The organism is Spirosoma pulveris, assembly GCF_054781875.1.
On record NZ_BAAGTO010000014.1, the window covers coordinates 44,954 to 59,266 of the forward strand.

At 52.8% G+C, this 14,313-nt stretch carries 12 protein-coding genes; 9 read left to right on the top strand and 3 right to left on the bottom strand.

Translation table 11 applies throughout. The annotated features are described in order from the left end of the window. Positions 1-2: 2 nt before the first annotated feature. The 5 genes from ACYVJM_RS28010 to ACYVJM_RS28030 are packed head-to-tail and all read left to right on the top strand — an operon-like array spanning position 3 to position 7,809. Positions 3-1,946, top strand: coding sequence for an efflux RND transporter permease subunit (locus ACYVJM_RS28010; protein ID WP_297369311.1), 1,944 nt, complete (start codon positions 3-5; stop codon positions 1,944-1,946). Continuing rightward, entirely contained in the window at positions 1,933-3,258 is a 1,326-nt protein-coding gene (locus tag ACYVJM_RS28015) for a TolC family protein (RefSeq protein ID WP_461151523.1), read from the top strand. The genes ACYVJM_RS28010 and ACYVJM_RS28015 overlap by 14 nt, the downstream gene beginning before the upstream one ends. Beyond that, the gene (locus tag ACYVJM_RS28020) at positions 3,236-4,693 is read left to right on the top strand and encodes an efflux RND transporter periplasmic adaptor subunit (RefSeq protein ID WP_297369294.1); all 1,458 of its coding nucleotides are present in this window, start codon (positions 3,236-3,238) and stop codon (positions 4,691-4,693) included. Before ACYVJM_RS28015 ends, ACYVJM_RS28020 begins: the two co-directional genes overlap by 23 nt. A gap of 1 nt (position 4,694) precedes the next feature. Continuing rightward, complete coding sequence (locus ACYVJM_RS28025) at positions 4,695-6,563, top strand: efflux RND transporter periplasmic adaptor subunit (protein WP_461151524.1); 1,869 nt, start codon at positions 4,695-4,697, stop codon at positions 6,561-6,563. Positions 6,564-6,600: 37 nt separating this feature from the next. Further along, positions 6,601-7,809, top strand: coding sequence for a glycosyltransferase family 61 protein (locus tag ACYVJM_RS28030; RefSeq protein ID WP_461151525.1), 1,209 nt, complete (start codon positions 6,601-6,603; stop codon positions 7,807-7,809). Positions 7,810-8,219: 410 nt separating this feature from the next. Here ACYVJM_RS28030 and ACYVJM_RS28035 read toward each other — a convergent pair whose 3' ends face one another. The 3 genes from ACYVJM_RS28035 to ACYVJM_RS28045 all read right to left on the bottom strand — a co-directional run bounded on the left by ACYVJM_RS28035 (position 8,220) and on the right by ACYVJM_RS28045 (position 10,602). After that, entirely contained in the window at positions 8,220-8,870 is a 651-nt protein-coding gene (locus ACYVJM_RS28035; RefSeq protein WP_461151526.1) for a transposase, read from the bottom strand. Between the two features lie 9 nt (positions 8,871-8,879). Further along, positions 8,880-9,341 (bottom strand): IS110 family transposase, encoded by a 462-nt coding sequence (locus ACYVJM_RS28040; RefSeq protein WP_460963740.1) that lies wholly within the window; start codon positions 9,339-9,341, stop codon positions 8,880-8,882. A 655-nt stretch (positions 9,342-9,996) separates the two neighbouring features. Continuing rightward, complete coding sequence (locus ACYVJM_RS28045) at positions 9,997-10,602, bottom strand: YceI family protein (RefSeq protein WP_460963739.1); 606 nt, start codon at positions 10,600-10,602, stop codon at positions 9,997-9,999. A gap of 177 nt (positions 10,603-10,779) precedes the next feature. Between ACYVJM_RS28045 and ACYVJM_RS28050 the strand changes: the two genes are divergently transcribed. From ACYVJM_RS28050 to ACYVJM_RS28065, 4 genes are all read left to right on the top strand, one after another. Then, a complete protein-coding gene (locus ACYVJM_RS28050; RefSeq protein ID WP_461151527.1) occupies positions 10,780-11,103 on the top strand; it encodes a hypothetical protein in 324 nt (107 codons plus the stop codon). Between the two features lie 96 nt (positions 11,104-11,199). Next, positions 11,200-12,423 (top strand): di-heme oxidoredictase family protein, encoded by a 1,224-nt coding sequence (locus ACYVJM_RS28055; protein ID WP_460963737.1) that lies wholly within the window; start codon positions 11,200-11,202, stop codon positions 12,421-12,423. Between the two features lie 34 nt (positions 12,424-12,457). Further along, on the top strand, positions 12,458-12,931 hold the full coding sequence (locus ACYVJM_RS28060; RefSeq protein ID WP_460963736.1) for a QcrA and Rieske domain-containing protein: 474 nt from the start codon (positions 12,458-12,460) through the stop codon (positions 12,929-12,931). After that, positions 12,931-14,271 carry a hypothetical protein gene (locus ACYVJM_RS28065; protein WP_460963735.1) on the top strand — a complete coding sequence of 447 codons (1,341 nt, stop codon included), beginning with the start codon at positions 12,931-12,933 and terminating at the stop codon, positions 14,269-14,271. Before ACYVJM_RS28060 ends, ACYVJM_RS28065 begins: the two co-directional genes overlap by 1 nt. Positions 14,272-14,313: the final 42 nt, after the last annotated feature.

The window sequence follows — 14,313 nt, forward strand, 5'->3', positions numbered from 1 at the left end:
TCATGTGGAAAAAGATAAAAAGTTGGTTCGGTTACGGCCCTAAAAACTATGTAGAGATCCCTGACGAAGAACGGCTGGCAATTATTGAACGGTCGAGTATTCAGGTGTCAAGGGGCGTATTTTATTCGACCATCATCATCATTACCTCATTTTTACCAGTATTTCTGCTGACCGGCCAGGAAGGCAAGTTGTTTCACCCGCTGGCCTGGACGAAGACATTTATCCTGCTGGTAGATGCGTTTTTAGTCGTTACGCTGGCTCCCGTAATGCTTTCGCTGTTCATGAAAGGCCGTTTCAAAGATGACCATGCCAACCCCATCAACCGCTTTCTGGAACGGATTTATGAACCCATTATCCGCTGGGTAATGCGCTGGCGCAAGACGACCATCGGTATTAACCTGCTGGCACTGGCCATCAGCGTACCCATGCTGATGAGCCTCGGCTCGGAGTTCATGCCGCCCCTGGATGAGCAGTCAATTCTATTTATGCCCGTGACCCTGCCCGACGTATCGAACGCCGAAGCCAAGCGGATTTTGCAGGTGCAGGACAAACTCATCAAATCGGTCCCGGAAGTGGCTAAAGTGCTGGGCAAGGCGGGGCGGGCCTCGACAGCGACCGATAACTCGCCCATCAGCATGATTGAAACCATTATCATGCTCAAGCCCAAGGCCCAATGGCGGGAAGGCATTACCAAGAAAGACCTCATTAACGAACTGGACGCCAAACTTCAGATTCCGGGTGTGGTCAACGGCTGGACACAGCCCATCATCAACCGCATCAATATGCTATCCACAGGTATCCGTACCGACGTAGGCATTAAGGTACACGGGCAGTCACTCGACAGTATTTACGCGGTTTCGGAACAGGTTAAAGCGGCGTTAAACGGAGTGCCCGGCATAAAAGATCTGTATGTAGAGCCCGTGACAGGCGGTAAGTACCTGACCGTCGATGTGAACCGGGAGGCGCTGGGCCGCTACGGACTGAATGTGGATGACGTCAACAACGTGGTCGAATCGGCCATTGGCGGTTCTCCCATCGGGCAGACGATCGAAGGTCGCCGCCGTTTTTCCATCAATGTACGGCTGGCGCAGGATTACCGCAACAGCGTCGAGCGAATCCGGCGCATTCCGATTGCCACGGCTGCTTTTGGTACGGTTCCGCTTTCGGCGATAGCCACGGTCAAGTTTGAGAACGGCCCACCGATGATAACGTCGGATAACGCGCTTCTCAGGGGTGCGGTGATGTTCAACGTGCGGGACCGCGATCTGGGCGGTACCGTTGAAGAAGCCATTGCCAAAGTGAATCGGGATCTGAAGTTACCCAATGGTTATTTTCTGGAGTGGAGCGGGCAATATGAAAACCTCATCCGAGGCCGTCAAACCCTGCTGCTCATTGCGCCCATCGTCCTGGTAGTCATATTCCTTTCCCTGTACTTAGCCTTTGGCTCAGCGCGGGAAGCGTTTCTGAGTCTCATTACCATTCCCTTCGCCTTGATCGGCGGGGCCTACATGGTGTACTTCTACGGCGTAAATCTATCGGTGGCCGTAGCGGTGGGTTTCATTGCCCTGTTTGGCATTGCGGTTGAAACGGGCGTAGTGATGGTTATTTACCTCAACGACGCCATGAAACAACTCGTGGCCAAGCGGGGAAACTCCCGCGAAACCATCAGCCGGGAGGAGCTTCGGGAGTACGTGATCAACGGAGCAGCCAAGCGGCTGAGACCCAAAATCATGACCGTATCGGTAGCGCTGTTTGGTCTGGTGCCGGTGCTATGGGCAGGTGGTGTAGGCAGCGACGTAATGTTACCGATTGTCCTGCCGATGATTGGAGGTGTGCTGACCTCTTCTACACATATACTGCTCGTCACCCCCCTCATCTTCCTGATGACCAAGGAGTATGAATTACGCAAATTTGGTAAACTCGACGTATTAGATGCATCGCATTAATCCCATACCGATTCTTTGTCTATTGCTGGCGGGTCAGGGCTACACTCAGACAGTCGGGCAACCAATACCGGCTCCCCGAACGGGCCAGAATGAGACCGACCCCGCCGTGCGACGGACCGTGCCGGTGCTGCCGCTGGATACTGTGCTGATCCGCATTGACCAGCGTAACCCGCTGCTGAAACCGTACGGAAGCCGGGCTGCTGCGGCCCGTGCCTACGCCGAGGGAGCCCGTAGCTGGATGGCCCCGATGGTGGGCGTGGGTACGTTCATGGCTCCTTATCCGGCGCAGATGATTATGGACGAGCGCGACAAAGGCTTTGGCATGGTCTCCCTCGAGCAGGATATTCCCAACCGGGCCAAGCAGCGGGCCACTCAAGTCTTTCAGCAGTCGAAAGCCGCCGTTGAGGAGGCCGGACGGGGCGTAACGCTCAACCGGCTGCGCTCGGATGCCAAACAACTCTACTTCGATTGGCTCGTGCTGGAAAAACGGCTGACGGTACTGGCCGAAAACCGGCGTATTCTGCAACTGATGAAAAAGCTGGCTGACATCCGCTACCCCTACCAGCAGGGCAGCTTAGGTAACGTCTATAAAGCGGAAGGACGGCTCTACGAGCTGGATAACATGGTGACGATGACCGAGGCCGATATTGAGCGCAAACGCATTGGGTTGAACACGTTGATGAACCGGCCCACAGTTGAGGCATTCCGACCGGATACTACCCTACGGCCGACCGAACCGCAACAGGCTCTGCCTACCACGGAAGATATTGGCCAGGTACGTTCAGACATCCGTCGCATGGACCGGCAGATACTGAGTATGCAGGCAGGTATCGAAGCGCAGAAAGCGCAGGCCCGCCCCGACTTTCGCATCCGCTTCGATCACATGCAGCCCTTCTCCGGGGTCAAGAGCATGATGCCCACCCAGTTTACGCTCATGGGTATGATTTCGATTCCGGTTGTGCCTTGGGCCTCACGAATGTACAAAGCCGAAATTAAAGGCATGCAGCAGGATATCGAAGCTATGCGCTATGAGCGGGAAGGCATGCTCATCGAAACGCAAGGCATGGTCGCCCAGATGCTGACTGACATACGGAACATGCGAACGCAGGTAGACAACTACGAACGACGGGTAATTCCAACCCTGCGCAAAAATTACGACACCCAGCTGATTGCCTACGAACAGAACAAAGGAGAATTACCCGTCGTCATTGATGCCTGGGAAACACTAAATATGACGCAGATGGATTACCTGACGCGCCTACAGGACTATTACCGCATGATTCTGAGCTATGAACGGGAACTGGAGAAATAACAGGCATTTAGGGTTAACAGCCCGGTTATTGGTGCTGGCCTTGATAGTCTTTGCAGGCTGCAAAAGCGGCAATGAGACGAACGAATCCAATCAATCCGGCGGACCGGCGACCGGTGTTCATGCGGAACACGACCGGGCTGCTGACGAAGTAGCGTACACCTGTCCGATGCACCCGCAAATTGTGCGGAACAAACCCGGTACCTGCCCGATTTGCGGCATGGATTTGGTCAAAAAAGTGAGCGCGGGGGGGGATAGCCTCGTGGTTAATGCCGACCTAGAAGCGTTGCTGCAATCAACCAACTCGGTCGTTGTCGCCAACATTACCACGGTTCATCCCGAACGGCGTGATGAAGCCGTAGTGGTGCAGGCCAATGGAGTTGTGACATATGACACGCGTCGGCTCTACACCATTCCTGCCCGGTTTGGTGGGCGGGTGGAGAAGCTGTACGTACGTTTCAATTACCAGCCGATTCGCAAAGGGCAAAAACTGCTCGAACTCTATAGTCCCGATATTGTGACGGCCCAGCGCGAACTGCTCTACCTGCTCGATGCCGACGCGGGTAACGCGCCATTGATTGCGTCAGCGAAGCAAAAACTTCGGCTGCTGGGTGTCACAGACGGGCAAATTGCCGACCTCGTCCGCACGCGCAAGCCCAGTTACTCACTGGCTGTGTTTAGCCCTTACGACGGCTACGTCGTAGAAGAGTCAACCGGTTCACCATCGGCAGCCACGCCTGCATCAGGCGGCATGGCAACAGGCGGGTCGAGTACAGGCATGGGCAGCGGTGGGGGCATGAACGGCGTAGGAGCTACGGCGGGAACGGATGAAGTCACGTTCTCTGCCCCAACTCCGGCACCGGATGGTGGCGCTGTCGGTGGGTCGCTGTTACTTCGGGAAGGACAGTACGTCCAAACCGGTCAAACTCTGTTCCGGGTGGTCAATGCCAGCCGCCTGTGGGCTGAGTTCCGTCTGTACGCCCGCGATGCGGCCGGTATCAAGCCCGGTGATGCGTTGACCATCTCGTTTGATCAAACGGGCCAGCCAGCACGTCCGGCGCAGGTAAGTTTCGTGGTTCCGTTCGTGGAAAACGGGAATCCTTTTGTTACGGTACGAGCCTACCTGCCGGGTAGTAATTCGGTGAGGGTGGGCCAATTAGCCCGGGCAAACATTCGTCGGGGTGCTACCGGCCAGCATGCCAACGATGAGCTTTGGTTGCCCGCAACGGCCGTGCTGGATCTGGGCAATGAGCAGGTTGCGTTCGTGCAGCAGGAAAGGCCGGGAGTTTTTAGACCCATCCGTGTCCAGACAGGGGCTCAGGTAGGTGGGTTCGTGGTCATCAGGAGTGGCGTGACGAAACAACAGGCCGTGGCCCGGAATGCCCAGTTTTTAATTGATAGTGAAAGCTTCGTTAACGTAGCCCAGGCTACCCAATAATATGATACGACGATGGCTATACGGATCGGCGGGTCTGTTAATACTGTTTACTGCTTCCTGCCAACCGGGAGGTACGTCCTCGACTACAGCGGATGATTCGACGCAAATTGCCGCCAGCGACCATGACCACTCAGGACATAATCACGGCCCTGACGCGGAGGGAGGTACAACCTATACCTGCCCAATGCACCCACAGATTGTACAATCGGCACCGGGTACGTGTCCTATTTGTAGCATGGATCTGGTCGCTGTTGTAAAAACGGGTGCCAAAGCCGCAGAAATCATGCTTAGCGCCAGTCAGATGCAGTTGGCCAATGTAACGGTGCAACCCGTATCGTCGGGCATCATTGGTAACAGTACCGTCTTAAACGCCCGGTTAGCGGCCGATCAGCAGCAAACGGATGTCATCAGTAGCCGGGTGGCTGGCCGAATTGAGCGGCTGTACGTAAAGGAAACTGGCCAGACCATCCGTAAGGGTCAGGTACTGTACGAAATCTACAGCGAACTCCTGCTTACCCAGCAACAGGAATACTTAATTGCGCTGCAACAGGAGCAGGAAATGGGTAACGGCGAAGCGTCAAACGCATCCGGGCGGTATAGTCAGTTTCGCCAGGCCGCCGAGCAGAAGCTCCGGCTTTACGGCATGACCGCCGGGCAGATTGCCGCTTTAGGCAAAACGAAGAAGGTACTGCCCCGTATTCCGTTCGTAGCTTCGGCAGGGGGTACGGTTACCGAGATTGCCGCCAGTGAAGGGCAGTACGTCGGTGAAGGGGCGTTACTCTACCGGCTGGTTAATCTCGGCCAGCTGTGGGTCGAGGCTGAGTTATACGCCGGTGAAGCGAAGTACGTGAAAGTCGGCGACCGGGTATCTGTGCGAGTAATCGGGTACGAAGGGGACGTAACGGCGCGGGTTGCCTTCATCAGCCCCGAATACCAGGCGGGCAGTCAGGTACTCATTATGCGCGCCGTCTTGGCCAACCCGGGTGGGCGGTATCAACCCGGTCAACAGGCTCAGGTGCTGCTCCGGCATGGGGTACAGCGCGGGCTGACGCTGCCCGTTGATGCAGTCGTTCGGGGGGGAGAGGGCGCTGTCGTGTTTGTGCAAACAGGGCCGGGTACGTTCCAGCCGCGCCGGGTGCAAACCGGTACTGAAACCGATCAGCGGGTGGTCATCACCAACGGACTCAACGGCGACGAGACCATAGCCATGTCAGGAGCCTACCTGCTATACAGTGAGTTGATTCTTAAAAAAGGGGTGAACCCGTTTACTAAACAGCCAGACGACGATGGCGTTAAATCGACCCCAAACGCCGAGACAAACCCAGCACCGGTTGCCAATCGCCAAGCGGAAGCAACCCCAGTCAGCCAATCCGGGAAGCCGGTAGCAGATCTCTCATCTGGCAAACCAACGGGTAGTGGTGCACCGGACACCTTCAAAAAGCAGTTAACGGGTGTGTATGAAGCCTCGTTAAAATTGACTGAAGCGTTGATAGGCTCTAATAGTGTAAGCACAAAAGTTGCGGCAACTGGGGTCGAAAAGGCCCTTTCAGGGGTGGATATGAAGCAGCTGTCCGGTCAGGCCCATACCGACTGGATGACATACCTGAATGCCATGAACGCGGCTCTGAAAACGATTCGTGGTTCGGGCGATCTAGGCAAGCAACGCGCGGCCTACGCTCAGTTTGAGGACGGTTTGTACCGAAGCGTGAAGACGTTTGGCATTACGGATAAACCGGTGTACCGCCAATACTGCCCGATGGCCCTGAATAACAAGGGCAGTTACTGGCTCAGCGACAAAAAGCCCATCCGCAACCCCTTTTTCGGCGATCAGATGCTGACCTGCGGAGAAACGAAGGAAGAACTCAATTAATCAGTTACGTCAGACTACTTGCTTAAACGCAATTTCTATGGCTCTACCGCTATCCATCCGTGCATCCCGGTTTCAGTCCATAAATAGAAAACTCAGACACTTTCCCGCCAAACTGGTCAAGCTGGTAATAGGCAAAGGGTCCCGTTGGTATTATCACCGATTGGGGTGTCAGTTTTTAGATAAACCACAAACAGCCTATCAGCTTGAACCGTATCAGCGCCTTACTTACCCCGCTAACGCACTGTCCCTCTCTGAGATCGCCGACCTGAACAATCCTGTGAAGGTGTATTTCACCGCAAATCAGTCAGAAACTGAACCTGTTTCAGTATGGCTTTTAGGACAGTTCAACGGAGCGCTTCGGCAACTTCCGTATGGGGGTATCCGCAGTCGGAAGTATGTTTTTTGTACGGATATCAACACGGATGACTTCTTTCGAAACGTCCTTCACCGAAAAAAGCGCCAACAAGTCAGCACTACGACCTTAATTGCCCCCTGGAGTCATTACCTGGATGGCATTGTCTGGGGCGGCTATTTTGACTTCGTGATGTTAGTAGCGGGAAAGTTATGCCGGATTAAAGAAGCCATTCCTGAAACTACGTTCAACGAAGCCATCGTTGCTTACCCCTTATTTAACACCGCCTACGAGCGTGAGTATCTTTCCTTACTGGATATAGATCCGGGTCGTATCGTGGACACCCGCACGACGCAGGTACGTTTCGAGCAATGTGTGCTGGCGAATACCGGCCATTGGTTTTATCCAAACAAGGCAGACATCGACGCGCTCCGCAAACACATCTTATCTAAACTTCCTCCACCAACTGGAAAACGCAGTCGGGTATACATTGGCCGCGCGGGGCGGCGGCGAGTGCTCAACGAGCCTGATTTGATCGACTTGCTGCGACGCTATAACATTGAGGTGATTGAAGACAAGCCGCGTTCAGTAACTGAACAGGTGGCTATCTACCAAAACGCCGAGTTTATAATTGGCCCACATGGGGCCTCGTTTGTCAACATCCTCTGGTGCCAACCTGGTACACATTTGTTCGAGTTGTTTGCCCCGACCTATTTCCCCGATTTCTATCGAAACATATCTGAGCAACTGGGCCTACGCTATTCGGCCTACTTTCACGGCTCGGCAGCAACAGGGGGGTGGGCTGAAGGACTAGAAGACGATGTATATGTGTCGGTGGATGAGCTGGAGCGGTGCCTGAAAAAGATTTTTAACTATGGCATAGCGTACAACTGATCTTATCAGGCGATTGTCTGGCAGATAGTACGGATCACATTGCTTGGCTAAACTTTTCAGAATGCTCGAAAGTGCAGCTTTTTTCGATTTTGTCTAGTACGCCACTTAGTTCTCATTGCCACAATTCGTGTAGTTACCACCAATGCCTGGCTTAACAGTCTTCTCTGACTGAGCGTCTAGTTCATAGGTCAGTAGAAGGTTATCAGTTGTCTTAAGGCAAAGCTAAGTAGTTCATATTCCTGCCTGCCGTTTTCCACCCCCGGGTAGTTCTGCGGAAAGGGAGATAATTCGTCATTTGGAAGAAAAATCAGTCTGCTCCGGCAGCCCGGTCACAAACTCAGCTAAAATGTGAGATTTTGATTTTGATTAGTGGTACTGTCTTTGGAAGCAAGAAAAGCTGTATAATTTTTTTAAGATTCCACTAAAATCCTCACATTCGTATTCTCAAGCACGACTCCTTGGAGTTGATGCAGCGTAGCTCCTATCATGGGATCTACTATTTTTTGTCCCTCGCTCGTGTAATCTGACTGGTAGGACTGGTCTTTTTTCCACAGACTATAATTAATGGTGAGCAGCTTGCGTTGGACAGCTACATACCCTTTCATTTTAATGTGGGTCCGTTCATAGACTCGTTCAAATAAGCCTCTAAAAGGGCGTTGCTCGTAGCGCACTACCGATAGGGACGGCATATACAAGGCCCGTCGGATCCGAGCATTACCTCGTTTACTAATATGAGTTTTACCCACCCGTTTACCGCTATGGTTCTCGACCACATCATAGCCCGCATAGCTGACTAATTGACGATGGTTCTCGAACAAAGCGAATTCATTGGTTTCGGTAAGGAGGTTGGCAACAGTCAACATACCCATCCCTTTAATCTGACAAATTTGATCCACCTTACGCTGCCAATCGGGATTCTGGGCAATAGCTTTTTCAATCAGTTTGATGCACTCGCTTAACTGCTGATCAAGTTGATCCCGAAATTTTTTCAACTGTTTTTTGACTTCGCTGGCTTGATACATGCCTGTCTCCAAGGCAATCAATTGATTATTCAACTGCACCTTAAGCTCTTATAATTGAGTGTGTTGTCGAGTTATTTGCCGTAGTTTATACATGGCTTCGCTGATCGGAGTCCAGGCTTCCAATAGCTGTTGACAAGCCATAGTGGCTAATCCTTGGGCATCCACTCCATCAGTCTTGGTTTTGATGCCTAACGCTTTGAGATAATGAGCTGCTTTTTGGGGTAAGATCACACTTACCTGGGCTTGTTGATGATGCAAAGCCAGGGCCACTTGTTCATGATATACCCCAGTGGCTTCCATCAAATACTGAACAAGTAGCTGACGGTCTTTACAATGATGAGTAGCCCATTGCAGGAAACTGGTGATCCCTTTGGGTGAATTGCTAAACGAATGAGTCGCTTTGATTTTGATGCGTTGTGCTTGATCAACTGTGCTAACACAGGCATAAAAGGTTTCTTTACCCATGTCCAAGCCGACTCCATATTTGAGGGCATTGAAAGAAGCATCCATAACAGGCTTCGATTAGGTGAAAAATATCAATAAGCCACTGACCTTTCCGAATTGCTCACATGATTGATGATCGTAGTCAGGCTACGTCATGGGTACTGTCCAAGTTAACAGAAAGAAGGTGAGTAGGGCAAACCCACGAATGCTATGTCGTCCAACAAGGACGCATTTGAGATGACAAATCGCTTCTTCTACTCACCAATGGCATACACTGAAATTGCACTTTTATTTATTATCCTGCTTGGTGTCAAAGATATGTGAGATGACAATTTGAGACTGAAGCTTATAGCGAATGAATTTGCTAGGACAACTCTGTAACCATCTCTTTAAATGGGCGTTTCACGAAATGAATAAGATAACCCTTACTATGCTTTGCTGATTTTGCTTTAACGCGGTTGGTAGATCTGAGTACGTGCATACCGGTCAGTAGCTTTGATGTCGATACCAGGAGTGGGATAGTCAATTCCTATGTGAAGCTGAATGGGGTCATGTTCAGCTACAGGTATCATCCAAGGTTCATGGATTTAGCTCGTAGGACAAGCGGCCAGTTCGGCATGGATGAGTTTATGCGACTGAATTTGAGCGACGAGGAGTATGCCTACAACAAGTGGTCAATCGAACCGCTGTAGCACTTCTAGCCAACCAGTAAATAAACTACTCACTGGTTGGCTAGAAGTTTCAGTTCAATATCAAAATCATCGTAGATCGCTTTGTCGCCAAGGGCGTCAAAGAAAGATGTTGAGCCGTACTTTATGTCGTATTTGGTTCGGTCCAGCGTTACCTTGCCCTCGGCTTCCACCGTGGCTCCATTTTGCTTCACCCGAATGGGAAACGTTACAAAATTGGTAATTCCTTTAATGCGCATATTACCCATCACCTGATAAGTAGTGGCCCCCTTGGGCGTCACCTTCGTGATCGTAAAGGAGGAGGTCGGATGCTTACCTGTCGAAAAGAAATCGTCGGACTTCAGGTGGTTGATCAGTTTGGCATTGTAGGTCGGATCAGTTAAGTCGGAGCAGACGATGCTATTCATATCGAACGTAAATTGGCCACCCGTCAGCTTGCCACCATCAAATGTCAGCACACCCTCGTTGAATTTCAACGTACCAGTATGTTCACCTGTCACCTTCCTGGCCTTCCAGTTCAGGCTGCTTTTCGATACATCCACTTTGTAGGTGTCCGCGTATATTGTTTGTTTACTACGCGCGGACATTGTGCCGACGATGAAGAGTAGAATCGCGGCCAGTTGGTAAGGAATTTTCATGTCAGAAAAGATAAAGGCATCCTGATTGGGGAGTGTAGGTTAACGTAGAAACGGAACCGAAATTGTACTTATCCGTATTTTCCGTAGATTGCACCCAAAGGCCTCAAACGCAACTTGTTAGCACGTGCGCCCATACAGCAACGAATTGCTCGGCTCCTGCTGGGACTACTCATGTTGATGCAAATCAACTCAGTAGTGTTTCGTCATGCCCACCGTCTGGCCAACGGACAGATTGTTACGCACGCGCATCCATACAACCTATTTGCTAAGTCGTGTCCGCTATCGGCTAACCCGCACACGACCCACGAATTGCTTCTGCTGGATGCGGTTAGCAATGCGGCTTTCGTACCCACATTTGCGCTACTGGTCGCCTTTCTACTGCTGCCCCTGCGTTTTATCATCCATTCCATTCCTGTCGTGCCTACATCTAAGGTACGAACAATATATCTGGCCAGGCCCACGCTACGCGGCCCGCCCTCCCTGCTCTCTTTCCGGTATTAAAAGACCCCGCTGGTCTGGTTCTGGCAATGAGTAGCCACTGGTTCATGACGACCGGGGTGTACTATGCCACTGTATTCACCTTTTCCCTGCTTTTTAATGAAGAAGATAACACTACTGTATCTGGTGCTGTCGGTAATTGTGTTCGTGGCAGTAGCCTGCGAGGCCCTATTGCCAGCAGCTCCCGCTGACGATGCCCTGCTCGACGGGCCAATTGCCGAGCTAACCCCGGAACAGAATGCCCTGTTTGCGCTGGGCGATGCCGCGTTCAACCGCGACATTTTCACCCCGGCCACTGGCCTAGGGCCTATTTTCGTTGCCAGTTCCTGCGGCTCCTGCCATGCCGGTGATGGGAAGGGAACGCCCTTCACCACCCTCACCCGCTTCGGGCAGCACGACGATACGGGTAATCGGTTTATGGGGCAGGGTGGCCCCCAACTGCAAAACCGGGCCATTCCGGGCCATGCCGCCGAATTACTACCTGCGGGTGCGCCCTTCTCTAAGTTTACCCCACCCGCCAATACCGGACTGGGCCTGCTGGCCGCCCTTTCCGACGAGCAGATTCTGGCAAATGCCGACCCGACCGACCGGGACGGGGACGGTATTTCGGGCGTACCCAACTGGATTCATGCTCCCCATTACTTCAAACCGCAGTGGTTCCATAAAGAACAAAATGACAGGTACGTTGGACGATTCGGCAAGAAGGCGGCAGCGATTGACCTGTTGCATCAGACCGTCAACGCATACAAACAGGACATGGGCATTACCTCCGAGTTTGATTCCGACGATCCGATTAATTACAATGTATCCGGGCAGGCTGGCGACGGCGTAGATGACCCCGAGGTATCGTCGGCAAAGGTCAATGCGGTGGTATTTTACCTGCGAACATTAAAAGTGCCCCTGCAACGTACCCCCGCCGACCCGATGGTAGTGGCGGGTAAGCAACTGTTTATAAGCTTGGATTGCGGCAAATGCCACACGCCCAACTGGAAAACAGGGCAATCGGATGTAGCCGCGCTGGCCAACCGGACTTTCTCACCCTACACCGACCTGCTGCTGCACGATATGGGCGCGGGCCTTGACGACGGCTACACCGAAGGGATAGCTAAAACTGCCGAATGGAAGACACCCGCCCTGTGGGGCCTAGGCCTGTCGCAAAATTCCCAGGGGGGGCGGGTATTCCTGCTCCACGATGGTCGCGCTCACTCCGTAGACGAGGCCATCCGGCTGCACGGCGGGGAAGCCAGCCGGAGCGTGGAAAAGTACGCCAAACTGGCTGAAGCCGAACGCGGTAAGCTGCTTCGTTTCTTAGACACTCTCTAACCTCACCTGGCTCGCCAGTCCGAGCCTTTCTCTTATGAAAAAAGAAGTAACATTAAACCGACAGGACTTCCTGCGGCAGGCGGTCCTGAAAACCTGCGGTATGGCCTGCCTGAGTACATCAGTGCTGACGGCCGCCCTGACGAGCTGTGCGAGCGTCTATTACGCGCAGGCCCCCCGCATCAAAGGCTGGGCAATTCAGATCAGCAAGAAAGAATTTGACCTTGATCCCAACGGCAAACGGCAACGCCCGTTTATGGTGGTCGAGATGAAGAATCAGACCCATCCGATTTACCTGCGCCGGGTTGGGGGTGACAACTACACGGCGGTATTGATGCAATGCACCCATCAGGGCAACGACTTAAACGCGCACGATGGCTACCTGTCGTGCCCGGCCCACGGCAGCGAATACGACACCGATGGGCGGGTAACAGAAGGCCCCGCCGAGGATAGCCTGAAGCGATACAACGTGACGACCGACGAACAGTATATCTACATCAATATCGCCTGATGACGAAAACACTCTATTTTCTGATTGGGTCTGTACTGATGCAGGTGGCGGCTTATGCACAGCCTGACGCTGCCCGACCCGTTTCGACCTCGGTTACAATTACTTCGGCGGTGACCGTGACCAAGCCGATACCCGCGGATTCGACCCCCATGCCCAAAGCATTTGCCGACTTGTTTTACCGGGATTCGACGCTTCGCAAGGGTAAACAGGAGAAGGGAGCACTCAAGATCAACATGGATGCTACGTATGACCGCCCTTTTCTCACGTCAACGAAGGCTCCTGTGTCGATTGGTGGCTATCTGGAAGCCAACACCCAGTATATGCAGACCAATGGCAAGACTGATGGCCTTTCGTTTCAGGCCCGCCGGATGACCATCTTCCTGGCATCGAGCATCAACCGGCGGATCAAGTTTCTCTCCGAGATCGAGTTCGAGGACGGTACGAAGGAAATCAACATCGAGTTTGCCGCGATGGACATCGAACTGACTCCGTTGCTGAACCTGCGCGGGGGTATCATCATGAACCCGATTGGTTCCTTCAACCAAAACCACGATGGCCCTAAGTGGGAATTCATTGACCGACCTATTTCGTCGGTGACGATTATTCCCTCCACCTGGAGCAATGTGGGATTTGGCTTATATGGCAAGAAATACACCGCCAACTGGGTGTGGGCTTACGAAGCATACCTGACCAACGGCTTCGACGATCAGATCATTGCCAACGGCCAGAACCGAACGTTTCTGCCTACCACCAAAGCCAACCGCGACCGCTTCGATGAGAGCTTCAATGGGGTGCCCTTAGTCACGCTCAAAACGGCCTTCAAACGACGAAAATTGGGCGAAATCGGCTTATCGTGGATGGGAGGGGTGTACAATAAATTCCAGATTGATGGACTGATACTCGATCAACGTCGGCGGGTCGATGTGTGGGCACTGGATTTTAACACGACCCTGCCTACGGGTACGTTCATCAACAGCGAATTCGTGTGGGCCAGCATCAACGTCCCCGCCACCTACACCCAGCAATTTGGCCGGATGCAGCAGGGGGGCTGGATTGACATCGTGCATCCGTTGGTGAAGAAGACCATGTTTGGCTGGAAAAAAGCGGTCGTCAACGCGGCCCTGCGCGTGGAGCGGGTTGATTACAACGTGGGTACGTTCGCCGAAACGGGTGATCCCCTGCGGGATGATCTGTGGGCTATCGTGCCGGGCCTGAGCTTCCGCCCGTCGCCCACGACGGTGATTCGAGCCAACTACCGCTACCACTGGCAAACAGATTTACTGGGCAACCCCCCCGCCCGAACAGCCGGATTTCAGTTTGGCTTTTCAACGTACTTCTAACTCGTTGGGGGTTATAAACTGCCTGTTATAAACCACACCATA

What these genes read in the sequence shown, in the direction of transcription:
- ACYVJM_RS28010 (WP_297369311.1), top strand. Translation starts at nt 3, where the DNA reads ATGTGGAAAAAGATAAAAAGTTGGTTCGGTTACGGCCCTAAAAACTAT.
- ACYVJM_RS28050 (WP_461151527.1), top strand. Translation starts at nt 10,780, where the DNA reads ATGCAAATCAACTCAGTAGTGTTTCGTCATGCCCACCGTCTGGCCAAC.
- ACYVJM_RS28065 (WP_460963735.1), top strand. Translation starts at nt 12,931, where the DNA reads ATGACGAAAACACTCTATTTTCTGATTGGGTCTGTACTGATGCAGGTG.
- ACYVJM_RS28055 (WP_460963737.1), top strand. Translation starts at nt 11,200, where the DNA reads ATGAAGAAGATAACACTACTGTATCTGGTGCTGTCGGTAATTGTGTTC.
- ACYVJM_RS28060 (WP_460963736.1), top strand. Translation starts at nt 12,458, where the DNA reads ATGAAAAAAGAAGTAACATTAAACCGACAGGACTTCCTGCGGCAGGCG.
- ACYVJM_RS28030 (WP_461151525.1), top strand. Translation starts at nt 6,601, where the DNA reads ATGGCTCTACCGCTATCCATCCGTGCATCCCGGTTTCAGTCCATAAAT.
- ACYVJM_RS28020 (WP_297369294.1), top strand. Translation starts at nt 3,236, where the DNA reads ATGAACGGGAACTGGAGAAATAACAGGCATTTAGGGTTAACAGCCCGG.
- ACYVJM_RS28040 (WP_460963740.1), bottom strand. Translation starts at nt 9,341, where the DNA reads ATGGATGCTTCTTTCAATGCCCTCAAATATGGAGTCGGCTTGGACATG.
- ACYVJM_RS28015 (WP_461151523.1), top strand. Translation starts at nt 1,933, where the DNA reads ATGCATCGCATTAATCCCATACCGATTCTTTGTCTATTGCTGGCGGGT.
- ACYVJM_RS28045 (WP_460963739.1), bottom strand. Translation starts at nt 10,602, where the DNA reads ATGAAAATTCCTTACCAACTGGCCGCGATTCTACTCTTCATCGTCGGC.
- ACYVJM_RS28025 (WP_461151524.1), top strand. Translation starts at nt 4,695, where the DNA reads ATGATACGACGATGGCTATACGGATCGGCGGGTCTGTTAATACTGTTT.